This is a genomic window from Gordonia sp. NPDC003950, from assembly GCF_053605205.1.
In genome coordinates this window covers 210675-237333 of the sequence record NZ_JBSGIT010000002.1, presented here as the reverse complement: position 1 = coordinate 237333, position 26659 = coordinate 210675, and the positions used below count along the sequence as shown (strand labels likewise).

The window sequence follows — 26659 nt, the reverse complement described above, 5'->3', positions numbered from 1 at the left end:
GCCATGCCGAAATGGAGACACTGACGTGACGATCTCCGAAGGGGACGATGCGGTCACCGGACCGATCGATACCCGATCACTCGGGACCGACGTCCCCACACCCGCGGGTCAGGATGAACCCATCATCGTGGCCGAGGGTATCGGGGTGAAGGCCTCGTGGGGCCACATCTACGGCCCCGTCGACGTCACCGTCCGACCGGGAGGTGTCACGCTGCTGGTCGGTTCCGGTGGTCGTGGCCGGACCGCGTTGTTGCTCACCCTGGCCGGACGGATGAAGCCGACGTCGGGGCGCCTCACTGCGTTCGGGCGCACCAACAAGGCCCACCACCTGTTCTCGCAGGCGGCCGTCGCCGACATCGACGAGGTCGACGAGATCGAGCAGACCATTCGCGTCCACGATGTGGTGACCGAACAGATCCGTTGGGCCGCACCGTGGTACAAGTGGGTGCCGCAATCCCGGCAGGATGATCTCGAGCGGATCTGCCGCCCGATCTTCGGTGAGTACTCACTGCCGTCGATGGACGCCTACGTCGAGGAACTTCCGGAGCTGACCGCTGCACTGTTCCGGATCGCGGTGGCCAACATCCGGCGGCCACCGCTGCTGGTGGTGGGCGGGGTCGATCGACTGACCCGCGTCGACAGCGCCCACAAATTGTTGCAGCGACTCGTCGAAGTGGGTCGCGACCAGACCGTGATCACCGCCGACGTCAACGGCGGCTTCCAGGATCTGCCGCTGCGCGATGTGATCAACGTCGACAACCTCACCGACGACGAATTCGTCCGTCTCGACCCCTCAGAACGGATCTGACCATGCTTGCCGCATTCTCGCCGGGCAGCGATTTCAAACGGTATTACCGGGGTCGCATGCCTCGCCTCGCGCTTCTCGTCATCATCCTCATGCCCCTGATGTACGGTGCGCTCTACCTGTGGGCGTTCTGGAATCCCTTTGACGCGGTGAACAAGTTGCCGGTCGCACTGGTCAACTCCGATCAGGGTGCCACCGTCGAGGGGCAACCACTCAAGGCGGGCGATCAGGTGGTCTCGGGGCTGATCGACTCCAAACAGCTCGATCTGCACGTCGTGTCCGAGGAGGAGGCCGCCCGCGGCGTCGCCGACGGCAAGTACTACTTCTCGATCACTCTGCCGGAGAACTTCAGTTCGTCGCTCGCATCGCCGACGAGCGGAGATGCGCATTCCGCACAGCTCATCTTCACCTACAACGATGCGACCAACTACCTCGCGACGGTGATGGGTCAGGACGCCGCGCTGCAGGTCGTCGAGCAGGTCGGCGCGCAGGTGGGGCAGCAGACCTTCGACATCGTCCTCAACGACGTCACCAAGTTGCTGCCCAAGCTCAAGCAGGTGCAGAGCGGCGTCAACCAGCTCAACACCGGTATGAAGCAGGCCAACACCGGCGCCCATGAGCTCTCGACCAATCTGGTGACGGCGAAGAACGGTGCCGCCGAACTCGCCGGCGGCCTCGGCGAACTCAACACGGCCGTCGACTCGGCGACCACCCCGTTGCTCAATGCCCTCAACGGACAGGGCGGGCTGAGTCCCGCCGAACTGGGTGCGCTCACCAACCGGCTGGCATCCAACACCACTGCGGCAACCGATGCTCTCAACAGTGCGGCCTCGACCCAGTCGCAGGCCTCGACCGCGCTCACCTCGGTGATCAACCAGTTGCGCCAGAGCGGCGACCCCAACGCGGCGGCCCTGGCGAATGCGCTGGCGCCCGTGCAGAGCTTTGTCAGTACCCAGGGGCTCGGACCCGACGCGACGACACAACTGGCACAGGTGCGGACCGACGCCAACGTGCTCAACGCCCAGTTATCCAATCCGCAGAGCACCTTGCGCACCGCACTCGATCTGTTCCAGAGCGGTCAGTTGCGCAGTGACGTACAGGCGGCGCGGGCTGCGGCCGGGGAACTCAGTTCCGGCGCAAACCAACTGAGCACCGGACTGGTGGAGCTGAGCGACGGCGCCAACCAACTCGCGGACGGCACCACGCAATTGGCCACCGGCACACAACAACTCGCGACCGGTGTCGACGAGGGGGTCAAGGCGGTGCCGTCCTGGTCGCAGGAGCAGAAAGATGCCCTGGCGAAGACCCTGGGACAACCGGTGGCGCTCAAGGAGGTCACCCTCAACGAGGCCAAGACCTTCGGCACCGGGTTCACGCCGTTCTTCTTCGGCCTCGCCCTGTTCGTCGGATCGATCATCGTGTGGATGCTCTTCAAGCCACTGCAACCGCGCCCGATCGCCCAGGGACTCAACTCGTTCCGTGTGGTGCTGGCCTCCTATGCGCCGGCCTTCTTCGTCGGGTTCCTGCAGGCGAGCATCCTCTACCTGGTGGTCGTGTTCGCCATCGGTCTGCGGCCGACGCATCCGATAGCGACGTTCGCCTTCATGTTGCTGATGGTTGCGATGTTCCAGGCGATGATCCAGATGTTCAACGCCGTCTTCGACGTCGCGGTGGGACGTGTGGTGACGCTTGCCTTCCTGATGATCATGTTGACCTCGGCGGGTGGAATCTATCCGGTGCCCACCACCACCAAACCGTTCCAATACATCCACTGGGTGGATCCGATGACCTACACCGTCACCGGTTTGAGACAGCTGACGGTGGGCGGGGTCGATGACAGATTCTGGTGGGCGCTGCTCGTCGTGATCTCGATGACCGTCGTCTTCCTCGCGATCTCCACACTGGCCGCGCGAAGAAACAGGCAATACAACATGGATCGCCTCTATCCGCCGGTCGAGGTATAGGGAGGTCCGCGACGACACGACCGATCACTGTCCGACATCCGACCATCGACCCGCTCGACACGTCTGACCCCATATCTGGAAGGAAAGAGCAATGACCGCACAGCACACCAATGCGCGGACCACCACCAACGAGACCGAATCCCTGACCCTGAATCCGGTGTTCGTTCGTCCGGGTGAGTCGACGGAGTACCCGAAGTTCACCATTCCGGACGGAATGAGCCTGCCGGAGACGGCGTATCAGATCGTTCATGACGAGGCGATGCTCGACGGCAACGCCCGGCTGAATCTGGCGACGTTCGTGTCGACGTGGATGGACCCCGAGGCGCGTCAGCTGTACTCGGAAACCTACGACAAGAACATGATCGACAAGGACGAGTACCCCCAGACCGCCGCCATCGAGGATCGGTGCTGGAAGATCATCGCCGACCTCTGGCATGTGCCGGATGTGGACAACTCCATCGGCACGTCGACGATCGGGTCGTCGGAGGCGGCAATGCTGGGTGGGCTTGCGCTCAAGCGGCATTGGCAGGCGCGCCGCAAGGCCGAGGGCAAGCCGATCGACAAGCCGAACCTGGTCCTCTCCACCGCCGTCCAGGTGTGCTGGGAGAAGTTCCTCAACTACTTCGAGGTCGAACCCCGCTGGGTGCCCGTCTCCGAGGATCATTTCGTGTTCGACGGACACGAACTCGAGAAGTACGTGGACGAGAACACGATTGGCGTCGTCGCCATCCTCGGTGTCACCTTCAACGGCCTGTACGAGCCGGTCAAGCAGATCGCGGAGAAGCTCGACGAGATTCAGGAGAAGACCGGACTCGACGTCAAGATCCACGTCGACGGGGCGTCGGGCGCGATGGTGGCACCGTTCTGCCAGCCCGACCTGGAATGGGATTTCCGGGTCGATCGGGTCGTGTCGATCAACACCTCCGGACACAAGTACGGCCTCGTCTATCCCGGCCTGGGATGGATCGTGTGGCGCAACACCGACGCGCTGCCGGAGAGCATGGTGTTCCACTGCAGCTACCTGGGCGGCAACATGCCGACCCTGGCGTTGAACTTCTCGCGCCCCGGCGCGCAGGTGCTGTTGCAGTACTACAACTTCCTGCGGTTGGGACGTGACGGATACCGGGCGATCCAGCAGGGGTCGATCGATGTGGCGACGTTCCTGTCGTCGGAGATCGCCAAGCTCGGGCCGTTCGATCTGGTCAGCCACGGCGACACGATCCCGGTGTTCGCCTGGAAGCTGAAGGACGGCTACACCGACAAGTGGAATCTGTACGACCTGTCGGATCGCTTGCGGCTCAAGGGCTGGCTGGTACCGGCGTATCCGATGGCCGACGGTCTGGCCGACTGGACCCTGCAGCGCATCGTCGTGCGTGCAGGACTCAGCCACGATCTGGCCGTCGCGTTGCTGCGCGATCTGGAGGGCGAGGTCGCCTTCCTCGACAAGCTCGAATCGCCGTTGCCGCGCGAGGGCACCGGGTCGCACTTCCACCACTGAGTTCGGTATCCGGAGTTCTCCTCCACCGAGTTCTCCACCACCGAGTTCCCGCCGGTTCCCCGGGCATATGTCCGGGGGACCGGCACCGAAACGGAGCAAGCAACAACACGAAGGAGTGCGGGGCGACATGACCACGACGACGGAGATTGCCCGCTGGCGGCGAGCCGTCCTGGTGCCGACACTGACCAAGCAGTGTTCAGGATTCATGATCGGGTCCAGCCTGTTCGCGCTCGGATCGGCGCCGTGGATCGGTCTGTGGATGGGCGCGGCCAACGCGAACATCTGCTTCTTCATCGGCGCATGGTTTTTCACCACCGCCGGTCTCATCCAGCTGTTGCTCAGCGGTGCCGTGACGGTTCCGGTCTCCTACGCGCCGGGCACCATGGTCCGGGCCGAATGGTTGGCCGCATCCACCCAATTCTTCGGAACCCTGATGTTCAACGTGAGTACCTCGGCCGCGCTCACCGCACATACGCTCGCCTCCCAGAAGCACCTTGTGTGGTCCCCGGACGCCGGCGGGTCGGTGGCCTTCCTCATCAGCGGAGTGTTCGCCATCGTGGCCTACACCCGGGTCAACACCTTCTGGAATCCGTCCGATGTCGGATGGTGGTCTTCGCAGATCAACTTCATCGGTTGCGTGGCCTTCGGTGTGTCGGCGGTGGGTGCCTACATCACCCCGGGTGGCGCCACCGTCGACGCCGTGCTCGCCAACTGGGGAACCTTCATCGGCGCGGTGTGCTTCCTGGTCGCATCCCTGATCGTGTTGCCGCAGTGGTCTTCTGGCGACGGACGCGGTAGAAATCCGGCCCAGGGCCTCGCCTCATCGAGTGGGAAGTGACACCATGTCTGCCGGTGATGACCACCCCGGACTGACCGCCGACTTCGTCCGGTCGTGGCAGTCCCGCATCGGTGCCTTCGATCCGCTCGGGAACAACCCGACCCGGCACATCTACCGGGCCGGACGCGATGGACTCGCCAATTACATTCCGGCCCTGGAGATCACGCCGATCGGAGATCCGGACGACTTCGAGGAGATCGCCTACTGGCGTCCACTCTCGCAAATCCTGGTCTTCGTGATCCTGACGACTCCGCGAACCACCGCACGCACTGCCGCGACCAACCGGGACTTCCCGTCGCCGTATGTGATGGCGGGAACCCAGACCCTGCCGGGCACCGGCGTGGTTCGGCAGGGGGGTCACACCTACACCTATGACGACCCGCAGGGCCTGGTCATGGTGAACAACGAGGACATCTACGCCCACACCTGCCTGGACGTCGCCGACATCGTCGGTGTCTGGATTCCGGTGGAGTTGCTGTACCCGGATCGTGGTCCGACCGTGCAGATGCCGATCATCTCCGCGACGCCTCTCGCTCGTGCGACGGCCCAATTCCTTCGGACCTTCGCCTTTGATGTGGCGGTGCGTGGCGCCGACGTCGACCTCAAGGCCGAGATGGCCGCCGTCGACCTGGTGCGTTCCACCATGCTCGATCAGAGTTGTAGTGGCGGCGACGAGGTCGACCGCACCGAGCAGGTGCTGGCGAGCGCTCGCGAGATCGTCGACCGGCATTACCGCGACCCCGCGTTCTCCACCGAGACCCTGGCCAGTCTCCTTCATCTGAGTCGTCGTCACCTGTATCGCTACTTCGCCGACACCGACGAATCGCCGTCGGATCTGATCGTGGAACGACGGCTGGCCAGGGCCCGTGAACTCCTCGAACGCACCGAGGGGCTCGGTCTGGCCAACGTTGCGGCCTCGTCGGGGTTCACCTCGGTGGCAACGCTGCGCAACAGGTTTCGGACCACCTACGGCGTCACCCCGGACGAGTATCGGCGAGCGAAGACGGGTCACTCCTCCGCCGATCAGACCTCGTGATGAGCGGCCCCCTCGGCGGGGTCGACGGTGTCGGGCAGGAGGGCGAGAAGACCGCCCAGAAAGGGCTTTCGCTGCGCAGCGGTGGGCGGGGGTTCACATTGCGGGGGCGGCAGGGGCTGGCGGCCTTCCTGCCTGACCTCCGGGTGACCGCGGAGCCCCCCGATCAGTGGTCCGCAGTCATGCGTTACCGCAGGTTGAGCGCGCTCGACACGTTCTCGGCGTCGTTCACCCCGGATGTGACCTCACGAACCGATGCGATGATCCGCGACTCCGCTGATCGGCGACTGGTGTTCGCGGTGTGCTCGACGGGGCCCATGGAGTTCACGATCGATGGCTTGGTGACCACCTTCATGCCGGGGCAGTTGATCGCACTGAGCGGGTCGACGCCGTTTGACTGCGTCGTGCGGGCGCGCGTTGATCCGGCCGGCCTACTCATCCCGAGTCAGACCATCGGCTCGTCGTTCGATCACATTCGTCAGCCGCTCGTCCCACCCGATCGGCATCAACTGCTGACCCGTGCAACCGCGCAGTTCATCCGTCGCTTCGCCATCGACGCGTCCACCGGATCGCGGACCGTCGACCCGCGCACCGAGTGGGCGGTGATCGGTCTGGTCCGGTCGATGTTGGATGAGTGTGGCGGCTCCGGCCGCACGCTTGCCGATGATGCCATCCTGGTCCGGGAGGCGACGTGTCAGCTCGTCGAACGGCACTTCGCCGACCCGGAGTTCACCTCGGATGTGATCGCTGCCGAGCTCTACATGAGTCGCCGACAGCTGTACCGCCATTTCGACGGCGCCGAGGCGACGCCCGCCGCGTTGATCGCCGCCCGTCGCCTGCAGGAAGCGCGGCGGCTCCTGTCGGGGCCCGGGCCGATCAGTATCGACGACGTCGTGGTTCGCTGCGGCTTCACCTCGGCGGCGACGCTCCGCAACCGGTTCCGAGCCGAATTCGGTGTGACGCCAAGCGCTTTCCATGCGGCGCAGAACGCCGGGGACGTGTCGGCCGACAACCCGTCGATGCGGCGGATCGATCGCCCGGGCCGCCCGGTACTCGACGCCCACGACGAGCCGCGCAACCCCTTCGAGCGTGAATGAGCGTTCGGCACGAATCGCGTTGTGCGGCGGTCACAATCCCGGCTTGACCAGGTCACCCCACCCTGCCACGTCCTCGGGCCGTCGAGGCGCGGCACCGGTGTAGACCGCGGCGGGGCGCACCAGCTTGCCGAGTCGCTTCTGTTCCAGGATGTGGGCACACCATCCGGCGGTGCGGCCGCAGGTGAACATGGCGGGCATCATGTGGGTGGGGACCTCGGCGTAGTCGAGGATGACCGCCGCCCAGAACTCGACGTTGGTCTCGATCGCCCGGTCCGGTCGCCGTTCCCGCAACTCGGTGAGCGCGGCCTGCTCGAGAGCCGCGGCGACCTCATATCGTGGAACTCCGAGATCGGCTGCGGTGCGGCGTAATACACGGGCCCGCGGGTCCTCGGCCCGATACACCCGATGGCCGAATCCCATCAACTTCTCCTTGCGATCGAGGATGCCCTTCACCAATGCCCGCGCATCCCCGGTCCGCTCCACCTCCTCGATCATCGGGAGGACGCGCGCCGGAGCGCCGCCGTGCAACGGACCCGACATCGCGCCGATGGCACCGGACAGGGCCGCGGCGACATCCGCACCGGTGGACGCGATGACGCGGGCGGTGAATGTCGACGCATTCAGGCCGTGCTCGGCCGCACCGACCCAATAGGCGTCGATGGCCGCGATGTGTTTCGGATCCGGATCGCCCTTCCACCGCGTCATGAAACGTGCTGTCACGGTGTCACATTCGTCGATGACACGCTGGGACACCGCGGGCTGGTGGATACCCCGGGCCGACTGCGCCACATAGGACAGCGCCATCACCGAGGCGCGGGCGAGATTCGCGCGGGCGGTGGCGTCGTCGATGTCGAGCAGTGGGCGGTAACCCCAGATCGGGGCGAGCATCGCCAGGGCCGCCTGCACGTCCACCCGGACGTCGCCGGTGTGGATCGGCAGCGGGAACGGTTCGGCGGGCGGCAGTCCGTCGCCGAACTGTCCGTCGACGAGCAATGCCCACACGTCGGCGAAGGTGACCTTGTTCTCCACCAGGTCCTCGATGTCGACGCCGCGGTACCGCAGGTTGCCGCCGTTCTTGTCGGGTTCGGCGATCTCGGTGGTGAAGGCCACCACGCCCTCGAGGCCGGGGACGAAGTCATCCGGAACGGTGTTGGCCATGCTGCGCGCACCTTTCTGGCACTGTCGCTGTGCCGAATCGTGCGATGCCGGGCTGGGGCATCGTTCGTCAAGCCGTCGGTCGTTCAAGCCGGTCGTTCAAGCCGTCGGTCATTCAGCACTGTAGGACAGCCCATCGGCTGTGGCATACCGGGGAGCGGCGGGGGTTACCGACCGCCGCTCATCCAGTGACGAACTCGTCCCGGGCGTCCGCTGGACCCGGCGGTGGTCACAGACCAGGAACTCGGCGTATCGTCGCCGTGATCCTGGAGTAGCGTTCTCCGCGTGAGCGACGCTGACGGTTTTTCGGCTGAGGGTTTTCCGGTGGAAGGGGGTTTTCCGGCGGAAGGTTTTCCGACGGCGAGTGTTCCGGCGGGGGGTATCGGGGGCGGTCGGGCGCCGATCGATCTGCCCAACATGCGTGTGGGCTACGGCGGCGGAATCCCGCCCAACGTCGGCGACGGCGATCGTGCCGCCGGTGCCGACGGCGTCCGGGAGAATCTCGATCCGAGCTGGCTGCGCGGCGACCCGCCCTGGCTGGATCTGTTCCACGTCTGGCTCACCGAGGCCGTCGACGCGCGGATTCCGGAGCCGAATGCGATGGTCGTGGGCACCGTCGACGCCGAGGGCCGGCCCGCCACCCGGACAGTGCTGTGCAAGGGTGCCGACGCGGCAGGAGTGGTCTTCTTCACCGGCTACGACTCCGACAAGGGTCGCGACCTGGAGGCCAATCCCTTTGCGTCGGTGACCTTTCCGTGGATTGCACTAGAACGTCAGGTGCATTTCCGTGGTCCGGTGGTCAAGGTGTCGCCGGCCGAAACCGAGGCCTACTGGCGGATGCGGCCACGGGGCTCGCAACTGTCGGCGCTGGCGTCCGCGCAGTCGCGGCCCATCGGCAGCCGCCATGAGTTGGAGGCGCACGCCGAGCAGGTGGCCGCGGAGTTCGGCGGTGTCGACGGGAGTGTGCCGGTGCCGGTGCCGCCCGCGTGGGGTGGGTATCGCGTGGAACCGGTCAGCGTGGAGTTCTGGCAGGGCCGGGCGAATCGGCTGCACAACAGGGTCCGGCTGACCCTGACCGACGGGGTCTGGGAGGCGTCGCGACTCCAGCCGTGACCACAACTCACGACCTTCGTGAGTTGTATGCCGAGGTCGCCGATTCCGGCATATCGGCCGACCGGCCGTCGGCGACCGAACCCGATCGTGAGCCCGGCTAAAATACCTCGGTGCGTAGCCTTCTCGCCGACACCACGTCGCTGCAGAACCCGTATTTCCGGCGGCTGTGGCTGGCCAACATCGTCACCGTCATCGGTGCTCAGCTCACCATCGTCGCGGTGCCCGCGCAGATCTACCAGATCACGGGTAGTTCCTGGTATGTCGGTCTGACCGGTGTGTTCGGGCTCGTCCCGCTGGTGGTTTTCGGCCTGTGGGGTGGTGCCCTCGCCGACGTCCTGGACCGTCGTCTGATCCTGGTGTGCACCACGGTGGGTCTCATCGGGTGCTCCGCGCTGTTCTGGCTGCAGGCCGCCCTCGGCATCGAGAACGTGTGGATCATCCTGGTGCTCTTCGCTGTTCAGCAGGGCTTCTTCGCGGTCAATCAGCCCACGCGCACCGCGGTGCTGCCGCGTCTGCTGCCCAGCGGGCAGCTTCCCGCAGCACTGTCACTGAACATGACGGTGATGCAGGCCGGTGCCATCGCCGGACCACTCGTCGGCGGGGCGTTGATCCCGGTGCTCGGATACCCGGTCCTCTATCTGCTCGACACCCTCTTCCTGATCCCGACCCTGTGGGCGGTGATCCGGCTGCCGAAACTGCCGCCCGAGAGCGACCTGGCGCCCAAGGTCGCCGGCCTGCGGTCGGTCATCGAGGGCCTGCGCTACCTGGCCGGACACCGCGTGCTGATGGCCTCGTTCCTCGTCGACCTGATCGCGATGGTCTTCGGTATGCCCCGCGCACTGTTCCCGCAGATGGCCCACGAGAACTTCGGTGGACCGTCCGGCGGCGGATGGGCGTTCGCATTGCTGTTCATCGCGATCTCCGCGGGAGCCGTGGTCGGCGGTGTCTTCTCCGGGTGGGTGAGTCGGGTGCAGCGGCAAGGCCTCGCAGTGATCGTCTGCATCCTCATCTGGGGTGCGGCGATTGCGGTGGCCGGCGTGGCGGTCGGCTTCGCGGGCGGTGCGGCGCTGCCGATGCTGCCGATCGTGCTGGTGCTGCTGATGATCGGCGGTGCCGCCGACATGGCCTCGGCCGCCTTCCGTCAATCGATCCTGCTCGCCGCCGCCAACGACGAGGTCCGCGGCCGGCTGCAGGGTGTCTTCATCGTCGTCGTCGCCGGCGGTCCCCGGATCGCCGACGTGCTGCACGGTGCGGCCGCGGCCACCGCGGGTGTCGCATTGACGACCGCGCTCGGCGGCGTCGGCGTGATCATCGCGACGCTGATCGCCGCGATCGCGATCCCGTCCTTCGTCCGCTATCGCGTCGGCCAGCACGCCTGAGGCGTGCTGCGGCGTTGACAGCGCTCTCTCACGCGTTGACAGCGCTCAACACACCGTTCACGGCGCTCAGCGAGGCTCTCGGTTCGGTGCGACCATGGGAGCCATGACTGCGACCGTCGAGTCCTCGGTGGATTCCTTCCATGTGCCCGTCATCGACATCACGGCGTACACGGCCAATGGTGATCCGGCCGATCGTGCGGTGGTGGCCGCGCAGATCGACGACGCGGCCAGTTCGGTGGGTTTCATGCAGATCGTCGGCCACCAGGTCCCGGCGGTGGTACTCGACGAGTTCACCGCGGTGATGGACGATTTCTTCGCGCTGCCGCTCGAGGAGAAGAAGGCCTATCGGACGCCGCCGGAGATCAACCGTGGCTATGCCCCGCCCAAGTCGGAGTCACTGTCGTTGAGCCTCGGAGTGGAGTCCGCGGGACGGATGAACGACTTCTTCGAGGCGTTCAACGTCGGGGTGGAGGCCCGCGAGTATCCCGCCCTCGCACTGCCCGATGATCACTACGCCGACAACACCTGGCCGTCGGTCGATCACTTTCAGGCGGCGGTGTCCGCGTACTTCGCGGAGGCGCGACGGGTCGCGCGCACCCTGACGCGCATCTTCGCCGATGCCCTGGACCTGCCGCCGGAGTTCTTCGACGCCTATACCGACCACTCACTCGACGTGCTGCGGATGAACAACTACGCACTGCCACCCGGCGAGGTGGACATCGACGGAGAACTCACCGGCATGGGGGAGCACACCGACTACGGGATCGTCACCGTGCTGTGGGCCGATCAGGTCAAGGGGCTGCAGGTCCTTGATCACCACGGAAACTGGCACGACGTGGCCCCGGCCGACGGTGCGCTCCTGATCAACCTCGGCGATCTCATGGCGCGGTGGACCAATGAGCGGTGGATGTCCACGCTGCATCGGGTGAAGCCGCCGATCGTCGACGGCACCATCGAACGGCGACGGTCGGCCGCGTACTTCCACGACGGCAACATCGACGCCACCATCTCCACCCTGCCGAGTTGCGTCGGCGCCGGCAGTCGATACTCACCGATCACCGTCGGCGAGCACATCGGCGCCAAACTTGCCGGATCTCGTGCCGGACAATCCAATCCGTATGCGCAACGTGACGCCGCCCGAGTGCGACAGGCGATGGTGCGCGGACGCGGGCAACAGTAGGTCAGTCGCCGGTGACCATACCGGGGTACGTTGCCCGACGTGCGGCGTGCACCGGGCAGTAGTGAATCGGGTTGTCGCGCTGGGATTCTGAGGGGAGATTGCGCGCCGGGGTCTGCACGAGTGGTGCGTCCTTCGGGACGCGGCCGTTGACACGGTCCCACGCATCGCGTGGACGCGGGTGGCGCAGATACCGTTTCGCGGTGAGCCGGTTCATGACGAGGTTGATCGCCTTGCCCAGCAGCCGGAACAGCTTCTCGTCGCGTTCGGTCCACGGCAGATTCATCATCTCGCGGATCGGCTCGTCGTAGAACCCGGTGGTCAGCCAGAGGAAGGCCTTCGCGTTCCGTGGCGCGATGTGCCGGCGCCAGAGCCGTTTCGGGATGAACGACAAGAACGGCGGCGGGGGCAGCGTGGAGATGTCGAGGACTGTCCGGACCGACTCGTGATCGCGAAGAACATTGCGGCACATGTGGTCCCAGTACTCGAGGAAGTCCTCGTAGGTGTCCGGTACCGGACGCATCGAGACGCCGTACTGTGCGTACCAGGCCTTGGATTCCTCGAACAGTTGCCGCTTGTCATCCTCGGTCAGCCACGGCCCGAAACGTTCACACAGACGGACATTGCCGTACCAGAAGGTGGCATGCGCCCAGTAGAAGACGTCCGGGTCGAGTGCGTGGTAGCGCGAACCGTCGGGCATGGTGCCCTTGATCGTGCGGTGATAATCGCGGACCTCGTGGCCGGTCTCTGCGGCGCCGTCGGTGGCAACGGGATCGAAGATGACACCGCTGATCGGATACAACGAGCGCATCAGGCGTTCCCAGCGTTCGCCGAAGAAATCCGAGTGATCCCAGACGGCCTGGCCGAGTTTCGGATGCATGTTCTGCATCGACCCCGCCCACAGTCCCTGGAACATGCCCGTCCAGGTTCCCCAGGTCTCCCACGTCTTGGATCCTGGTCCCAGCGGGGCGTACTCGTCGCGTGCGGTGTCGGAGGAGGTGGTATCGGCGACCGCCGAGGCGATGGTGTCACTCGCGTCGGTGGCGGGGGCGGGCGAAACCTGCGTCATGAGACGAAAGTTTAGAAGCGTCTCATTTGGGTGTCAATGTCGGCGCGCACCGCCTACGGGTATCCCCAGATTCTGGGGTGGTCGTGCTCGTCAGAATTCTTTGTCGGTGTCCGTCTTTGCAATGATGGTGAGATCGAATAGTGCTTCGACGGTCATCTTGTACGAGGGGGCGACGGTGAGCAGCATTCCATGGAGCGCGCGGATTCGTGGGGAACACGCCCGCATCGCCGACGGTGTCTACCCACTCACCCCGCCACGCCCGAAACGACGCAAGAAGCGATACCCCGTCGTGCCCGACGACGGCGCACCACCACCCTTCTGAGGTGTCGGCGTTGACGCCCGCGGTATCAGCGCGCCCGGAAACGCAGGAGGTCTCCGGCTACGAGTTGTGCTGCCTGCGACAGCGCCGCCGCCGTCAGCACGGCGACGACGGGATAGCCGCCGGTGACGGGATGGTCGGCGAGAAAGATCACCGGCCGTCCTCCGGGCGGGATCTGGATCGAGCCGTGCGCAACGCCTTCCGACAGCAGTTCCGGCAGTTCGGTCCGATGCTCCAGAAGCGGTGCGGCACTGGGCTCCGGCCGAACCAATCGCACCCCGACGCGGTCGGCCTCGGCGCTCGCCTCCCACACCCCGGTGAAGAGAATCTCGTGGCTCACCACATGCGCATGCCGTGGCCCGGTGACCGCATCGAGTTCCACCACCTGGTGATGATGGTCCGTGCGGACTGGCGCGAAGGTGGCCGCCGGCCACGCCGACGCGGCGTTCCCGACGGTCAGGGTGTCGCCGGCGACGATGGCGGGTGGGCCCAACCCGGACAAGGTGTCGGTCGACCGGGACCCGAGGACCGCCGGTACGTCGATCCCGCCCCGCACCGCGAGATAGTTCCGGCATCCCCAGGTCGGTGTAGAAATACTCAGTACCGCACCGGGTTTCACGGTGGCCATGACACCGAGGCCGATGGGAGAATCATCGATCATGACCCGTGAGGCGGCGCCGGTGACCGCGATGATCGTCTCCCGGTCGGCTCGAATCCGCAACCCGCCCAGTGTTGTCTCGATTACCGCGGCCGACTCATGGTTTCCCACAAGGCGATTGGCCAGACGTAGTGACACGCGGTCGGCGGCACCGGACACCGGGACCCCGAGATGGGCGTACCCCGAGCGTCCGAGATCCTGGACCGTGGCCAGCGGACCGGGGGAGATGACCTCGAGTGTGCTCATCACCGGATCTCGTCCGCCTCGAACCGCACCAGCGTGCCCGGCGCGAGGAGCGACGGTGGTGTCGCGCTCTCGTCCCACACGGTGATACCGGTGTGCCCCAGCAGGTTCCAGCCGCCCGGACTCGACCGCGGATACACCGCGCTGTAACCGGCCGCGACGGCGACGGCCCCGGAGGGGACCCGGGTGCGTGGCTCGCTGCGGCGGCGCACCCGGGTGAGGGGATTGTCGGCATCGTCGTCGGGAACCAGATAGGCGAAACCCGGGGCGAATCCCATGAACTGCACCCGCCAACGGGTGCGCGTGTGCAATGCGATCACCCCGGCAACCGTCGTGCCCACCTGTTGCGCCACGTCGTCGAGGTCGGCGCCGTCATAGCGGACCACGATCCGTACCTCGTCGACCGGATCGCCGGAGCCCACCTCATCGCGGCCCGCGCCCCGTAGTACGCGGGCGATGCCCAGCGAATCCGCGCCGGAACCCCCCTCGAACTGCACCAGGACGGTCGTCGCACTGGGCACGATCTCGGTGAGGGTTGACAGGGCTCCGGCCGAATGCGCTTGCCGGAGAACGCTCTCGGCGTGCCGTACCGCGAGGGTGGGGTCGTCGTCGGCGGAGAAGTCGAGCAGCACCGCATCGGGACCCGCGGGCAACTCGTTCATGTCAGCCGAATCTAGCACCCCGGGATGGCACACTGGGCCTGCAGTGAACGGGTTGGCGGGCGAGGTGAACGCGGGAGTGGCTGGATGAGAGAGATCGTCGTCTGCGGCGAAGCGCTCGTCGATGTGGTCGCCACCGGCGCCCCGGCACCGAGCGGTCGGCTGCCCGCCCTGCAACCCGCGCTCGGCGGCGGCCCGTTCAACGTCGCCGTCACGCTCGGCCGCCTCGGGAGCGCGGTGTCGTTCTGCTCGGCGGTGTCCACCGACGACTACGGCGAGGCGATCGTCTCGGCGTTGGGACGCAGCGGTGTCGGCACCACCCTCGTGCAGCGTCGCGCCGAGCCGACGTCGCTGGCGCTGGCCACGATCGGCACCGACGGGGCGGCGCACTACTCCTTCTACATCGACGGCACCGCCGACCGCCTCGTCGCCGACCCCGGCTCGTTCGCGCCGACGGTGTCGGCGGTCTGCTTCGGCACCCTCTCGCTGGTCCTCGAGCCCGGTGCGTCGGTCTACGAGCAGGTGATGCGGCGCAGCCACGGCGAGGATCGCCTCGTCGTGCTCGATCCGAACATCCGTGCCGCGGTCATCGACGATCCGGACGCCTATCGGCGGCGGTTCGCGTCGTGGGTCGAGGCCGTCGACATCCTCAAACTCTCCGACGAGGATGCGCGGTGGTTGGCGCAGGGTCCGCACGGCACCGGTCCGCAGGATTGGCTTCGTGCGGGGGTGAGCGTGGTGTTCGTGACGGCGGGTTCGGCCGGCATCGACGTCGTCACGGCCACCGGGCAGTCGCGCGTCCCGGCTCCGTCGGTGGCCGTCGTCGACACCATCGGTGCAGGTGACAGCATCATGGGTGCGGTATTGCATCAACTCGACCGGTGGGGTGCGTTGGCGCCGACGGCGGTCGCCGAACTCTCCCCGCAGCAGTGGGAGGACGTCGCGCGGTACGCCGTGGAGGTGGCGGGAATCACGGTGTCGAGGCAGGGGGCAGACCCTCCGTGGGCGAGCGAGCTGCGAAGCGACTAGGTTAGGTTACCGAGAGTCCTGAAATGGACGAGTTCTAGAGATCTCGCATCTGAGCGAAGGGGTCCACGAGTGTCCGCTGAAACAGTCCCGGCCGATAAGCAAAGCGAATCGGACTCGGCAACATTCACCTATCCCGGTGGGCAACTTGAGCTCCCGATCCTGAAAGCCACCGAGGGCAGTGACTCGGTGGCATTGGGCAAGTTCCTCTCCGAGACCGGTCTGACCACCTTCGACGGTGGTTTCGTCAACACCGCGTCGACGAAGTCGGCCATCACCTACATCGACGGCGATGCGGGCATCCTGCGCTACCGGGGCATCCCCATCGATCAGCTGGCCGAGAAGTCCACCTTCATCGAGGTGAGCTACCTGCTCATCTACGGTGAGCTGCCGACCCCGTCGCAGCTCGAGGAGTTCACCACCAAGATCCAGCGGCACACCCTGCTGCACGAGGATCTCAAGCGGTTCTTCGACGGCTTCCCGCGGAACGCGCACCCGATGCCGGTGCTCTCCAGCGCCGTCAACGCATTGAGCGCCTACTACCAGGACTCGCTGGACCCGAAGGACCCCGAGCAGGTCGAACTGTCAACGATCCGCCTGCTGGCCAAGCTGCCGACGATCGCGGCCTACGCGTACAAGAAGTCGGCCGGTCAGCCGTTCCTGTACCCGGACAACTCGCTGAGCCTCGTCGAGAACTTCCTCCGGATGACCTTCGGCTTCCCGGCCGAGCCCTACGAGGTCAATCCCGAGGTCACCAAGGCACTCGACATGCTGTTCATCCTGCATGCCGATCACGAGCAGAACTGCTCCACCTCGACGGTGCGCCTCGTCGGATCGTCGCAAGCCAACCTGTTCACCTCGATCTCCGGTGGCATCAACGCGCTGTGGGGTCCGCTGCACGGTGGCGCCAACCAGGCGGTCCTCGAGATGCTCGAGGACATCAAGAACTCCGGTGGCGACACCAAGGAGTTCATGACCAAGGTCAAGAACAAGGAAGCCGGCGTGAAGCTGATGGGCTTCGGACACCGCGTCTACAAGAACTACGATCCGCGTGCGGCGATCGTGAAGAAGACCGCCGACCAGATCCTCACCGACCTCGGTGTGCACGACGATCTGCTCGACATCGCCAAGGGCCTCGAAGAGGTGGCGCTGTCCGACGACTACTTCATCGAGCGCAAGCTGTACCCGAACGTCGACTTCTACACCGGCGTCATCTACCGGGCGATGGGCTTCCCGACGCGCATGTTCACCGTGCTGTTCGCGCTCGGCCGTCTGCCGGGCTGGATCGCGCACTGGCGTGAGATGAACTCCGACCCGAGCGGCAAGATCGGCCGTCCGCGTCAGCTCTACACCGGCTACACCGAACGCGATTACGTCGGCCTCTCCGATCGCTGAACGATCTCCGATCGCGCAACGATCTCTCTGACCGACACCCACCAGACCGACGACTCAAAGGAGAGTCCCGTGACCAGTGCCGAGAAGCCCGAAGTCGAATTCCCCGAGGGTGAGGCCCCGGCCGAACTCGAGGTTGTCGATCTGATCGTCGGAGACGGTGCGCAGGCGGGGCGCGGCGACGTCGTCGACGTGCACTACGTGGGTGTCGATTTCGAGTCCGGTGAGGAGTTCGACTCGTCGTGGGATCGCGGGCAGTCGGCGCGCTTCCCGCTCGAACGGCTCATTCCGGGCTGGCAGGAAGGGATTCCGGGGATGGCGGTCGGCGGTCGTCGTCGCCTGACGGTGCCCCCGAACCTCGCCTACGGACCGGCCGGGGCGGGCCACCGGTTGTCGGGGCGCACCCTGGTGTTCGTCATCGACCTGCTGGGCGTGGGATAGATCCCGACGCACACGCGGAATCGCGACGGGTCGGAGACGGCCCCGTCGGCGCTTCTGTGGCTTCGGCGAGATCTCCGTCTGAACGACCTTCCCCCGCTCGGCGCCGCATTCGACGGTGCCGAGCGGGTTCTCGTCTGTTTCGTCCTCGATCCGCGGCTGGAAAGCTCGTCCGGGCAACGGCGATTGGCGTTCCTCTACGACTCGCTCCGCGAGATCGATGACAAACTCGACGGCCGGCTGTTGGTGGTGCGCGGACGGCCCGACGAGCAGATCCCCCGACTGGCCGACACCATCGGTGCCTCGTCTGTGCATGTGAGCGAGGACTTTTCGCCGTTCGGGCGGCGCCGCGACCGCTCCGTCGAGAAGGCCCTCGGCGATGTCGGCGACGGCGTACCGTTCGAACCCCTCGGCTCCCCGTACCTGGTGTCACCGGGCCGGGTCACCAAGTCCGACGGGTCGGCCTACAAGGTCTTCACCCCGTTCTTCAAGCAGTGGCGCGATCACGGGTGGCGCACACCCGCCGCTACGTCGGTGGACGTCGCGCGACTCATCGATCCCGCCGACATCACCAAGTCCGGACGAATCCGAATCCCCCAAGCGCCCACCGAGATAGATCTCGCTGCCGGAGAGGATGCGGCGCGAGAACGGTGGCGGGACTTCGTCGACGACGACCTGGCGGGGTACGACTCCGACCGCGACCGGCCCGACCTCGACGTGACGAGCCGGATGTCGGCCTACCTCAAGTTCGGCAACATCCATCCCCGAACCCTGGCGGCCGACCTGGACGGCCGCAGTACCGGTGCCCGGGCGTACCTGCGCGAGTTGGCTTTTCGTGACTTCTATGCCGATGTGCTGTTTGGATGGCCGGATTCGGCGTGGCACAACTGGAATCGGCAGTTCGACGACATCGACCTGGACACCGATGCGGATGCGGAGCGTCGATTCGAGGCGTGGACGAAGGGCGAGACCGGCTTCCCGATCGTCGACGCGGGGATGCGTCAGCTGGCGCAGACCGGGTTCATGCACAACCGGGTCCGGATGGTCGCCGCGTCGTTCCTGGTGAAAGACCTGCACCTGCCGTGGTGGTGGGGTGCGCGATGGTTCCTCGATCAGCTCCTCGACGGTGACATGGCGTCGAATCAGCATGGCTGGCAGTGGGCCGCGGGCACGGGAACCGATGCGGCCCCGTACTTTCGGGTGTTCAACCCGGAGGCGCAGGCCAAGAAGTTCGATCCCGACGGCCGCTACGTCGCGGCCTGGGTGCCCGAGTTCGGCACCGACGACTACCCCGACCCGATCGTCGACCACAAGGCCGAACGCGAGGAGGCGCTGCGACGCTACGGCGAGATCTGAGCGCTGTCAACGGTGAGGTTGGCGACGTTTCGCCGATGCCGCCGGCGGCGCGAGGCGGTCTCCGCTGACCAGCGCCCCGGCGTGCTTCACTCTGCGCAGCAACGGCACCAGTTCGTACCCGGTGATGCCGTCTATGGTCGAAAGTGTCTCGGTGACAAAGGAATAGAGATCGTCGGCACCTGATCCGATGATGTTGGCGGTCAGGTTCGCCCGTCCGGTGACCGCTGCCGCGAAGGGGATGCGGGGATTGTTGCCCAGGGTCTTGCCGACGGCGGCCAGATCGCGGGGCGCCACGGTCAGCCACAGCGCGGTGGTGCGTAGCCCGATGGCCGCCGTCGCCAGATCCACGTGGAAGTAGGCGACGCCCGTGGCGATGAGGTGCTCGACGCGGCGGGTGACCTTTCCGTGGGTGCTGCCGATCGTCCGGGCCAACGAGGAATACGGCGTCCGGCCGTCGCGGCTGAGTTCGTCGATCAGGATGCGATCGGTGCGATCCGGTATCGGCGGTGACACGGCCGAGCCGCCGGTCCGGATCGACGTTGTCAGCAGGGCCTCGCTCTGCTCCGCGGTGAGGACGTCGCTCCACGTGTCCTGATGCTCACCCGCGCCGCCGATGAAGGTGTGCAGGATCTCGGCCGACATCACGTCGAGCACCGGCGCGGTCTGGGGCAGTGTTCGGGTCAGCAGTTCGTGGGCGTGCGCGTCGGGGTCGGTCCGCAGGTTGAATGCGACCTCCCAGCCGGCGCCGTAGATCGATACCCAGGACACGTCGTCCCGTTCGGCGACGGCATGCGCGATGGTGTCGGCGCCCTCGGGCCGGCATCGCACGCGGACCAGCCACGCCGGACCGCCATGTCCGCCCAGTGAGGCATTCAGTGTGACGCGCAGCAATCCGTCGCGGCGCATCCGCCGATACCGTCGCGCCACCGTCTGCTCGGCCACCCCGAGGATCTCCCCGAGTTCGCGAAACGAGACCCGCGGAGAGATCTGTAACGAACGAGCGATTTTCGCGTCGACTTCGTCCAGAGTGGAGGAATTCAGCGCCACGCGAGAGGTCATGATCAATAATCTACACCGCGAACCTCACGCCGTGACCGTGAGTGAACTCCTGCAGGACACTGAATTCAGCAGGCCCGCATGGCTTTTGACGTCAGGAACGGGCAATCGACGCGAAAGGTGCATTTCATGCAGAGAAAATGGTGGACGCTGGTCGTCGTCTGTGCCGCGACATTCATGTTGCTGCTCGACGTGACCATCGTCGTCGTCGCGCTTCCCGACATCCAGCGCGCCCTCGGCGCAAGCTTCAGTCAACTGCAGTGGGTCACCGACGCCTACGCGCTGGCGCTCGCATCGCTGCTGCTCACGTCCGGGTCGATCTCGGACAAGTTCGGCCGACGCCGGATCTTCTCGATCGGGCTGGTGATCTTCACGATGGGTTCGCTGCTGTGCGGCGTGGCGCAGGACCCGACGATGCTGATCGTCTCCCGGGCCCTGCAGGGTATCGGCGGTGCGATGCTCTTCTCCACCTCGCTCGCCCTGCTCGCGGCGACCTTCCACGGTCGGGAGCGCGGAGTCGCGTTCGGCGCGTGGGGAGCGGTCACCGGGGTGTCGACCGCACTCGGCCCGATCCTCGGCGGTGTCCTCACCACCGGACTCACCTGGCGGGCCATCTTTCTGGTGAACCTGCCGATCGGGATCATCGCGCTGCTGATCACCCTGCGCATGGTCGACGAGTCACGTTCGCCGCATGCGCGTCGCATCGACCGGGCGGGCGTGCTCACCTTCACCGCCGGGCTCGTCGCCCTGATCTACGGCCTCACCGAAGCCGGGCAGCGGTCGTGGACCGATGGTTTCGTTGTCGGCTGCTTCATCGCGGCCGCGCTCCTGTTGGTGGCGTTCGTCGTCGTCGAAATGCGGGTGGCCCAACCGATGTTCGATCTCTCGCTGCTGCGTACCCCCACCTTCACCGGGGGACTCATCGCGGCGTTCACGATGAACGGGTCGCTGTTCGCGATGCTGCTCTACATCGTGTTGTATCTGCAGAATTCGTTGGGCTACTCCGCTTTCCAGACCGGACTCCGTCTGCTGGTGATGTCCGGGTGCACGATGGTCGTGGCAACCATCGCCGGTCGTGCCTCCGACGCCGTCCCGGTGCGCTGGCTGATCGGTCCGGGATTGCTGATCGTCGGGGTGGGACTGTTCGTGATGGCCGGCCTCGACGCCGACTCCTCGTGGACGCATCTGATCCCCGGCTTGATCGTCGCCGGCATCGGCAGCGGTCTGGTGAATCCGCCGCTGGCCGCCACGGCGGTCGGCGTGGTGGGAGTGCACCAGTCCGGAATGGCCTCGGGTATCAACACGACCTTCCGGCAGATCGGAATCGCCGTCGGTATCGCGGTCTACGGATCGATCTTCAGTACCCGGATCGCCTCGTCCCTGCACGACAACCCCGCGGGCGGTATCCACGCCGCATATGCCAGTGGCCTCGACCTGCTGTTCCTTGTCAGCGGGGCCGTCGCCGTCGTCGGTGGGGTGTGTGCGCTCATCCTGATCCGGGGCAGAGATTTCGTTCCCCACGGGCCGTCGGCACCCGCCGCCGCGGGTGCCGATGCGGCCGTCACCGGGTCATCGACAGCATCTCCGACCACGTGACCCGGCTGCCGGTGCGCAGGATGGATCGTTGATAGATGCGCGCCGCACCCCAGGTGGCGATCGCGCACGCGGCCACCATGAACAGCAACGACACGACGATCTGGACGGTGTCGGTGTCGCCGGTGGCGATCCGGATCGGGATCAGTACCGCAGAGAAGGGCGGAATCCAGGTGAGCACACTGATGAAGGTGGAGTCGAGAGCCTGGATGCCGAAGATCCCCGCGTACATCACCGCCAGCGACAGCACCGTGAGCGGCATGATGGTGGAGCCGAGTTCCTCCTGCCGCGACACCAGCGCGCCGGCCGCGGCGTACAGCGTGGCGAAGAACAGGAATCCGAGGACGAACCAGATCAGTGTGGCCCCGAACATCCCGATCGCGGTCCCGGCGATGGTCAGCATGCCGGTGGCGATCCCGGCGATGAGTGCGGTGGCACCGAGGATGACCACCTGACCCAGTGCGACGATCCCGATGCCCAGGATCTTGCCCCACATCAGGTGCAGTGGTTTGACGGTCGCCAGCAGCAATTCGACGATACGGGAGGTCTTCTCCTCGACGACGCCGACCGCGATCATGTTGCCGCCCAACATGATCGCCATGATGAGCAGCATCGAACCGACCAGTGCCACGACGATGCGTTGCGCGGTGTCGGGTGTCTGGGGTTCGGTGTCGACGGTCTGGATCACCGCGCGTGGCAGATCCGCGGCATCGACGCCGCGCTGCGCCAGTCCGTCGGCGAGGGTGGCCTGCTCGATCGAGGTCCGAAGCACGCTCGAGAGGTCTTCGGACAGACCGGTTTTGCTGATCAGGGTGTAGGAGTTGTCCGGGCCGACGACGACGGCGGCGTCGACATCGCCGGCCGCGACCTGGTCGCGCGCCTGCGCATCGGAATCGAGCGCCACCACCGACATCGGGGTGCCGACGGCCTCGCCGATCTCGGTGACGGTCACCGACAGTGAGCGATCCGCGCCCACCATGCCGATGCGTTCGCTGTCCTCGCCGCCGCCGCTGAACGCCTTCCAGACGATCAGCCCGACGACGATGACGAGCATCAGGGCCACCGTGCTCAGTACGAAGGACTTCGTGCGGGCGCGGGTGGAGATTTCTCGCTGGGCGATCAGCCAGACCGACGTCATGGCACCGGCACCGGCACCGGCGTCTGCGGACGTGGGCGTGGGACGAGTGGGTGTGGGGGTGTTCATGCCGATACCACCTCTCGGAACATGTCGGTCAATGACGGTGTGGACGTGGCGAATCGGTGCACGGGTCCGGTGCGCAACGCGGCGGCCAGGACGGCCTGGTCGTCGATCGTCGCGGGATCGACGCGCAACAGCGTGGTCTGTCCGTAGGTCGCCTCGAGCACCCCCGGAATCCCGTCCGCCCAGGGCGTGTCGATACCGGGTCCGGCGACCTCGAGGGTCATCCCACCCCGTGCACGCAGATCGTCGACGGTGCCCAGCGCACGCATCTCGCCGCTCGCCACGATGCCGACCCGATCACACAGTCGTTGCACCAGGTCGAGCTGATGGGAAGAGAAGATCACCGGGATGCCTTCGGCTGCTTTCTCTTTCAGGACGTCACTCATCACGTCGACGGCCACCGGGTCGAGACCGGAGAACGGTTCGTCGAGAACCAGGACCGCCGGATCGGCGATGAGTGCGGCGGCGAGCTGTACGCGCTGCTGATTGCCGAGCGACAGGTCGGACACGTTGTCGTCGAATCGTGCTGCCACACCGAGACGTTCGGTCCAACGTCGGGCGGAGTCCGCGGCGTCGGCCGCGGTCAGTCCGTGCAGCCGGGCGAGGAATCGGAGCTGCTCGCCGACCTTCATCTTCGGGTACAGGCCGCGTTCCTCGGGCATGTAGCCGATGCGGCGCCGGGTCGCCAGGTCGATCGGACGGTCACCGAGTGTGACGGTTCCGGAATCGGCGGCGAGCACACCGAGGATGATGCGCATCGTGGTGGATTTTCCCGCACCGTTGCTGCCGACGAATCCGAAGATCTCGCCGGGCCGGACGGTGAAGGTCATGTCGCGCAACGCGATCACGTCGCCGTAGCGTTTGTGCAGGCCATCGATGATCAATGAGTCGGTCATCGCAGCCCTCCCTCCTGGTTGATGGTGGACGAACCTTGCGTGGACGAACTGGGCGTGGACGAACTGGGTGTGGGTGGCTCGGCTGTAGGTGGTTCGGCGAAGTCCTCGGGATCGGGGTCGGCCATCCACCAGGCGGTCAGCATCGACGGCAGGACCGCGGCGGCCAGCATCAGCGAGATCAGCAGTATCGCAACGCCATAGATCGCCTGCGGATCGACGTTGTTGAGATTGGACAGGCCGATGAGGACGAAGTACGGGATGAACATCAGGCTGAACAGGACGATGAAGGCGATGGATCGGGCCGAATTGCGTTGGGCCAGCTGGATCTCGTCGAGTGCGGTGATCGGGGCGTCGCCGATCGACCCGGTGATGATGCGCAGGATGCGCTGACATGCCAGGGTCGTCGCCGCGCCGATGAAGAACGGGATGAGGAACCAGTCCGAGGTGAAGAACGCGATGACGGATCCGACGATCATCACGACCACCGCCGCCGCCTGGGCCGCCACCACCAGGCGATAGCTCTTCCGGTTGCGCCAGCGGGGCAGTTGGTGGGCGGTGCGGGCGGCGAAGCGACGGTGCCGCCGGCCGCGCCACGCGTCATAGCGTCGCCACGCCGCGGGCTTCGCCGCTTCGGGGATCGCCGAGTTCGGGTCGTACATCGTGCACCTCCGGGGTCGGTGGCAGCTCGTGTTCAGCGGGTCGGGTCGGCCGGCCGCCGTGCGTAGAGTTCGGCCGACATCGCGCCGAACTCGGTGCGGCTGAACACGGCCTCGACCGGAAGATCGAAGACGTCGCAGATGCGAAACGCCAGGTCGAGGCTGGGATAGTGATCGCCGCGTTCCAATGCGCCGACCGTCTGGACGTTGATGTCGACCAGTTCGGCCAGCTGAGCCCGGGACATCCGTCGCTCGGCGCGCAGTACGCCGATGCGGTTGAAGATCGGGAGTTTCTCACCCCGTCGGACCGGACTCATAGAACCAAGTGTTGGGAAAACACAACAGATTGTCAACCCTGTATGTCGGAAAGTTGCCGAGTCAGCCGCGTCGGAGGTACTCGACGACGTTGCGGGCGGCCTCGCGTCCGGCCCGATTGGCGCCGATCGTCGACGCCGACGGTCCGTATCCGAGTAACTGGATACGCGGATCGGCGGCCACCGTGGTGGCCAGGCGTCCGGTCATCGTGATGCCGCCGCCCGGAGCCCGTAGATGCAGGGGCGCCAGATGATCGAGGGCGCTGCGGAATCCGGTGTTCCAGAAGATGACGTCGACGTCGAGATGCTCACCGGTCGGCGTGGTGGGTGAGGCAGTGGTGGCCGACGCGCAGTCCCAGCACACCCCCGTCTCGGTGATCCGGGTGAACATCGGACGCCACGCCAGGATGCCGTCGCGTCGCGCCGCCTCGATCGCCGGGGTCGACGACAGCCCGGTGACCGACACCACCGAGGTGGGCGGCAGTCCGGCGCGCACCCGGCGTTCGACGCGTGCGACGGCCTGTCGGCCCTCGTCCGGGGTGAACGGTCCCGGACGGAAACGTGGTTCGGTGCGTGAACACCAGAACGTCTGTGCGCCAGGGGCATTGCGGGCGATCTCGATGAGCAACTGGATGGCCGAGATCCCGGCACCGACGACGAGGACGCGGGTGCCGGCGAACTCGTCCGGCCCGGTGTAGTCGTGAGTGTGCAGTTGCCGGCCGGCGAAGTCGGCGATCCCGGGAATGAACGGGATGAACGGCCGATCCCAGGTACCGGTGGCGTTGATGATCACCCGTGAATGAACCACGCGCCCGTCGCCCAGCGTGGACACGAATCCATCGTCGTCGCGTTCGACGCTGCGGACGTGGACGGGACGTCGAACGCAAAGGTCGAACTTCTCTTCGTAGCGGCCGAAGTACTCCGGCACCGCCGTCGCCGCCGGATACTCGTCGCAGTCGACGCCGAGTGCCTCGGTCAGGCCGTATCCGGGCAGGTCGTGGACGTGATTGGCGCCGGCCAGGGTCAGCGTCGGCCAGCGGAACTGCCACGCCCCGCCGGGGCCGGGTGCATGGTCGAGGACCTCATATCGCCCCGACAATCCGAAGCGTTCCAAGTAGTACGCGGCGGATAACCCCGCCTGGCCGCCGCCGATGATGACAACGTCAGCGTCGAGGCGGTTGCGGCCGGTATCCGGGGCCGAGTCTGTCACAGGCACGACGTCATTCTGCGCCTGTCGGCATTGTCAGGATGCGGGGCGTGTTGAGAACGCGTCCCCGCTGGTACGCGACACCTGTGATCATGGCAGTTCTCGCCGTCGCCGGATGCGGGCTCTTCGACGATGGCATCGAAGATGTCTCTGATGTGTCGTTGCCGCGGCCACCCGCGGATTGTGCGCTCACGGCATCGGGAGCGACGATCACGTTGATGTTCCGCATCTGTACCCGGTGGGTGACGACGGTGGTCTCGCCAATTCGTCGGCGGTGTCGAACAGTACGTGCGATGTCGCGATCGACGATGAGGCGTCCTCGGATCTCGGCCGGCTCGTGGTCGGGAAAACCTACCCGGATGCGTGCATCGGTTTCATCGGTAATCCGGGCTACAAGGGCGTCGAACCGACGGGGGTCGCGTTCCGCTACGACGGCTTTGCCGATCTCTCGGACAAGCCGGTGTGGTGGCAGTCGTAGCAGGCGGCTGTCGGGTCTCGGTTGGGTAGGCTCTGTGGT

At 66.1% G+C, this 26659-nt stretch carries 26 protein-coding genes; 16 read left to right on the top strand and 10 right to left on the bottom strand.

Going from position 1 to position 26659, the window contains the following annotated elements; all coding sequences use genetic code 11:
• Positions 1-31 precede the first annotated feature (31 nt).
• The 6 genes from ACWETB_RS02800 to ACWETB_RS02775 all read left to right on the top strand — a co-directional run bounded on the left by ACWETB_RS02800 (position 32) and on the right by ACWETB_RS02775 (position 7235).
• Entirely contained in the window at positions 32-808 is a 777-nt protein-coding gene (locus ACWETB_RS02800; RefSeq protein ID WP_449742421.1) for an ATP-binding cassette domain-containing protein, read from the top strand.
• 2 nt (positions 809-810) lie between these two features.
• Positions 811-2769: a YhgE/Pip family protein gene (locus ACWETB_RS02795; RefSeq protein ID WP_452209137.1), complete on the top strand. Its 1959-nt coding sequence runs from the start codon at positions 811-813 to the stop codon at positions 2767-2769.
• 91 nt (positions 2770-2860) lie between these two features.
• Complete coding sequence (locus tag ACWETB_RS02790) at positions 2861-4267, top strand: glutamate decarboxylase (protein WP_449741962.1); 1407 nt, start codon at positions 2861-2863, stop codon at positions 4265-4267.
• A gap of 127 nt (positions 4268-4394) precedes the next feature.
• Positions 4395-5105, top strand: a complete 711-nt coding sequence (locus tag ACWETB_RS02785; RefSeq protein ID WP_452209134.1) for a hypothetical protein — start codon at positions 4395-4397, stop codon at positions 5103-5105.
• A gap of 4 nt (positions 5106-5109) precedes the next feature.
• The gene (locus ACWETB_RS02780) at positions 5110-6141 is read left to right on the top strand and encodes a helix-turn-helix domain-containing protein (protein WP_449741960.1); all 1032 of its coding nucleotides are present in this window, start codon (positions 5110-5112) and stop codon (positions 6139-6141) included.
• The gene (locus tag ACWETB_RS02775; RefSeq protein WP_452209132.1) at positions 6141-7235 is read left to right on the top strand and encodes a helix-turn-helix domain-containing protein; all 1095 of its coding nucleotides are present in this window, start codon (positions 6141-6143) and stop codon (positions 7233-7235) included. The genes ACWETB_RS02780 and ACWETB_RS02775 overlap by 1 nt, the downstream gene beginning before the upstream one ends.
• 30 nt (positions 7236-7265) lie before the next feature.
• Here ACWETB_RS02775 and ACWETB_RS02770 read toward each other — a convergent pair whose 3' ends face one another.
• Positions 7266-8393, bottom strand: a complete 1128-nt coding sequence (locus tag ACWETB_RS02770; RefSeq protein ID WP_449741958.1) for a citrate synthase 2 — start codon at positions 8391-8393, stop codon at positions 7266-7268.
• A 414-nt stretch (positions 8394-8807) separates the two neighbouring features.
• Here ACWETB_RS02770 and pdxH point away from each other — a divergent pair, with 414 nt between their 5' ends.
• The 3 genes from pdxH to ACWETB_RS02755 all read left to right on the top strand — a co-directional run bounded on the left by pdxH (position 8808) and on the right by ACWETB_RS02755 (position 12062).
• Entirely contained in the window at positions 8808-9503 is a 696-nt protein-coding gene (pdxH, locus tag ACWETB_RS02765; protein ID WP_452209219.1) for a pyridoxamine 5'-phosphate oxidase, read from the top strand.
• Positions 9504-9613: 110 nt separating this feature from the next.
• On the top strand, positions 9614-10882 hold the full coding sequence (locus ACWETB_RS02760) for an MFS transporter (RefSeq protein WP_452209129.1): 1269 nt from the start codon (positions 9614-9616) through the stop codon (positions 10880-10882).
• A gap of 94 nt (positions 10883-10976) precedes the next feature.
• The gene (locus ACWETB_RS02755) at positions 10977-12062 is read left to right on the top strand and encodes an isopenicillin N synthase family dioxygenase (protein ID WP_348803159.1); all 1086 of its coding nucleotides are present in this window, start codon (positions 10977-10979) and stop codon (positions 12060-12062) included.
• Between the two features lies 1 nt (position 12063).
• Here ACWETB_RS02755 and ACWETB_RS02750 read toward each other — a convergent pair whose 3' ends face one another.
• The gene (locus ACWETB_RS02750) at positions 12064-13128 is read right to left on the bottom strand and encodes an oxygenase MpaB family protein (RefSeq protein WP_452209127.1); all 1065 of its coding nucleotides are present in this window, start codon (positions 13126-13128) and stop codon (positions 12064-12066) included.
• Positions 13129-13303: 175 nt separating this feature from the next.
• Between ACWETB_RS02750 and ACWETB_RS02745 the strand changes: the two genes are divergently transcribed.
• Complete coding sequence (locus ACWETB_RS02745) at positions 13304-13450, top strand: hypothetical protein (protein ID WP_452209125.1); 147 nt, start codon at positions 13304-13306, stop codon at positions 13448-13450.
• A gap of 25 nt (positions 13451-13475) precedes the next feature.
• Here the strand turns inward: ACWETB_RS02745 and ACWETB_RS02740 are convergent, their stop codons facing one another.
• Positions 13476-14351 carry a 5-oxoprolinase subunit C family protein gene (locus ACWETB_RS02740; protein WP_452209123.1) on the bottom strand — a complete coding sequence of 292 codons (876 nt, stop codon included), beginning with the start codon at positions 14349-14351 and terminating at the stop codon, positions 13476-13478.
• On the bottom strand, positions 14351-15010 hold the full coding sequence (locus ACWETB_RS02735; protein ID WP_452209121.1) for a 5-oxoprolinase subunit B family protein: 660 nt from the start codon (positions 15008-15010) through the stop codon (positions 14351-14353). The genes ACWETB_RS02740 and ACWETB_RS02735 overlap by 1 nt, the downstream gene beginning before the upstream one ends.
• An 84-nt stretch (positions 15011-15094) precedes the next feature.
• Between ACWETB_RS02735 and ACWETB_RS02730 the strand changes: the two genes are divergently transcribed.
• From ACWETB_RS02730 to ACWETB_RS02715, 4 genes are all read left to right on the top strand, one after another.
• A complete protein-coding gene (locus ACWETB_RS02730; RefSeq protein WP_452209119.1) occupies positions 15095-16036 on the top strand; it encodes a carbohydrate kinase family protein in 942 nt (313 codons plus the stop codon).
• A gap of 69 nt (positions 16037-16105) precedes the next feature.
• Positions 16106-17428: a citrate synthase gene (locus ACWETB_RS02725; RefSeq protein ID WP_348803153.1), complete on the top strand. Its 1323-nt coding sequence runs from the start codon at positions 16106-16108 to the stop codon at positions 17426-17428.
• A 69-nt stretch (positions 17429-17497) separates the two neighbouring features.
• The gene (locus ACWETB_RS02720; protein WP_348803151.1) at positions 17498-17866 is read left to right on the top strand and encodes an FKBP-type peptidyl-prolyl cis-trans isomerase; all 369 of its coding nucleotides are present in this window, start codon (positions 17498-17500) and stop codon (positions 17864-17866) included.
• A gap of 54 nt (positions 17867-17920) precedes the next feature.
• Positions 17921-19219 (top strand): cryptochrome/photolyase family protein, encoded by a 1299-nt coding sequence (locus ACWETB_RS02715; protein ID WP_452209217.1) that lies wholly within the window; start codon positions 17921-17923, stop codon positions 19217-19219.
• Positions 19220-19225: 6 nt separating this feature from the next.
• On the opposite strand, the gene ACWETB_RS02710 is transcribed toward ACWETB_RS02715, so the two are convergent.
• The gene (locus ACWETB_RS02710; RefSeq protein ID WP_452209116.1) at positions 19226-20278 is read right to left on the bottom strand and encodes an Lrp/AsnC family transcriptional regulator; all 1053 of its coding nucleotides are present in this window, start codon (positions 20276-20278) and stop codon (positions 19226-19228) included.
• Between the two features lie 126 nt (positions 20279-20404).
• Here ACWETB_RS02710 and ACWETB_RS02705 point away from each other — a divergent pair, with 126 nt between their 5' ends.
• Positions 20405-21871: an MFS transporter gene (locus tag ACWETB_RS02705; protein WP_452209114.1), complete on the top strand. Its 1467-nt coding sequence runs from the start codon at positions 20405-20407 to the stop codon at positions 21869-21871.
• Here the strand turns inward: ACWETB_RS02705 and ACWETB_RS02700 are convergent.
• The 5 genes from ACWETB_RS02700 to ACWETB_RS02680 form a co-directional block, all read right to left on the bottom strand.
• The gene (locus ACWETB_RS02700) at positions 21837-23072 is read right to left on the bottom strand and encodes an ABC transporter permease (RefSeq protein WP_452209112.1); all 1236 of its coding nucleotides are present in this window, start codon (positions 23070-23072) and stop codon (positions 21837-21839) included. The two genes, ACWETB_RS02705 and ACWETB_RS02700, sit on opposite strands and share 35 nt — an antisense overlap.
• On the bottom strand, positions 23069-23965 hold the full coding sequence (locus ACWETB_RS02695) for an ABC transporter ATP-binding protein (protein WP_452209110.1): 897 nt from the start codon (positions 23963-23965) through the stop codon (positions 23069-23071). Before ACWETB_RS02695 ends, ACWETB_RS02700 begins: the two co-directional genes overlap by 4 nt.
• A complete protein-coding gene (locus ACWETB_RS02690; protein ID WP_452209108.1) occupies positions 23962-24624 on the bottom strand; it encodes a hypothetical protein in 663 nt (220 codons plus the stop codon). Before ACWETB_RS02690 ends, ACWETB_RS02695 begins: the two co-directional genes overlap by 4 nt.
• A 32-nt stretch (positions 24625-24656) precedes the next feature.
• Positions 24657-24938, bottom strand: coding sequence for a helix-turn-helix transcriptional regulator (locus ACWETB_RS02685; RefSeq protein WP_452209106.1), 282 nt, complete (start codon positions 24936-24938; stop codon positions 24657-24659).
• 61 nt (positions 24939-24999) lie between these two features.
• A complete protein-coding gene (locus ACWETB_RS02680) occupies positions 25000-26151 on the bottom strand; it encodes an NAD(P)-binding domain-containing protein (protein WP_452209104.1) in 1152 nt (383 codons plus the stop codon).
• A gap of 229 nt (positions 26152-26380) precedes the next feature.
• On the opposite strand from ACWETB_RS02680, the gene ACWETB_RS02675 reads away from it, so the two are divergent.
• On the top strand, positions 26381-26620 hold the full coding sequence (locus tag ACWETB_RS02675) for a hypothetical protein (protein ID WP_452209102.1): 240 nt from the start codon (positions 26381-26383) through the stop codon (positions 26618-26620).
• Positions 26621-26659: the final 39 nt, after the last annotated feature.

Excerpts from the sequence above, each read along its gene's own strand:
- ACWETB_RS02795 (WP_452209137.1), top strand. The coding sequence starts at position 811 with ATGCTTGCCGCATTCTCGCCGGGCAGCGATTTCAAACGGTATTACCGG.
- ACWETB_RS02790 (WP_449741962.1), top strand. The coding sequence starts at position 2,861 with ATGACCGCACAGCACACCAATGCGCGGACCACCACCAACGAGACCGAA.
- ACWETB_RS02785 (WP_452209134.1), top strand. The coding sequence starts at position 4,395 with ATGACCACGACGACGGAGATTGCCCGCTGGCGGCGAGCCGTCCTGGTG.
- ACWETB_RS02780 (WP_449741960.1), top strand. The coding sequence starts at position 5,110 with ATGTCTGCCGGTGATGACCACCCCGGACTGACCGCCGACTTCGTCCGG.
- ACWETB_RS02775 (WP_452209132.1), top strand. The coding sequence starts at position 6,141 with ATGAGCGGCCCCCTCGGCGGGGTCGACGGTGTCGGGCAGGAGGGCGAG.
- ACWETB_RS02770 (WP_449741958.1), bottom strand. The coding sequence starts at position 8,393 with ATGGCCAACACCGTTCCGGATGACTTCGTCCCCGGCCTCGAGGGCGTG.
- pdxH (WP_452209219.1), top strand. The coding sequence starts at position 8,808 with ATGCGTGTGGGCTACGGCGGCGGAATCCCGCCCAACGTCGGCGACGGC.
- ACWETB_RS02755 (WP_348803159.1), top strand. The coding sequence starts at position 10,977 with ATGGGAGCCATGACTGCGACCGTCGAGTCCTCGGTGGATTCCTTCCAT.
- ACWETB_RS02750 (WP_452209127.1), bottom strand. The coding sequence starts at position 13,128 with ATGACGCAGGTTTCGCCCGCCCCCGCCACCGACGCGAGTGACACCATC.
- ACWETB_RS02740 (WP_452209123.1), bottom strand. The coding sequence starts at position 14,351 with ATGAGCACACTCGAGGTCATCTCCCCCGGTCCGCTGGCCACGGTCCAG.
- ACWETB_RS02735 (WP_452209121.1), bottom strand. The coding sequence starts at position 15,010 with ATGAACGAGTTGCCCGCGGGTCCCGATGCGGTGCTGCTCGACTTCTCC.
- ACWETB_RS02730 (WP_452209119.1), top strand. The coding sequence starts at position 15,095 with ATGAGAGAGATCGTCGTCTGCGGCGAAGCGCTCGTCGATGTGGTCGCC.
- ACWETB_RS02710 (WP_452209116.1), bottom strand. The coding sequence starts at position 20,278 with ATGACCTCTCGCGTGGCGCTGAATTCCTCCACTCTGGACGAAGTCGAC.
- ACWETB_RS02705 (WP_452209114.1), top strand. The coding sequence starts at position 20,405 with ATGCAGAGAAAATGGTGGACGCTGGTCGTCGTCTGTGCCGCGACATTC.
- ACWETB_RS02700 (WP_452209112.1), bottom strand. The coding sequence starts at position 23,072 with ATGAACACCCCCACACCCACTCGTCCCACGCCCACGTCCGCAGACGCC.
- ACWETB_RS02695 (WP_452209110.1), bottom strand. The coding sequence starts at position 23,965 with ATGACCGACTCATTGATCATCGATGGCCTGCACAAACGCTACGGCGAC.
- ACWETB_RS02690 (WP_452209108.1), bottom strand. The coding sequence starts at position 24,624 with ATGTACGACCCGAACTCGGCGATCCCCGAAGCGGCGAAGCCCGCGGCG.
- ACWETB_RS02685 (WP_452209106.1), bottom strand. The coding sequence starts at position 24,938 with ATGAGTCCGGTCCGACGGGGTGAGAAACTCCCGATCTTCAACCGCATC.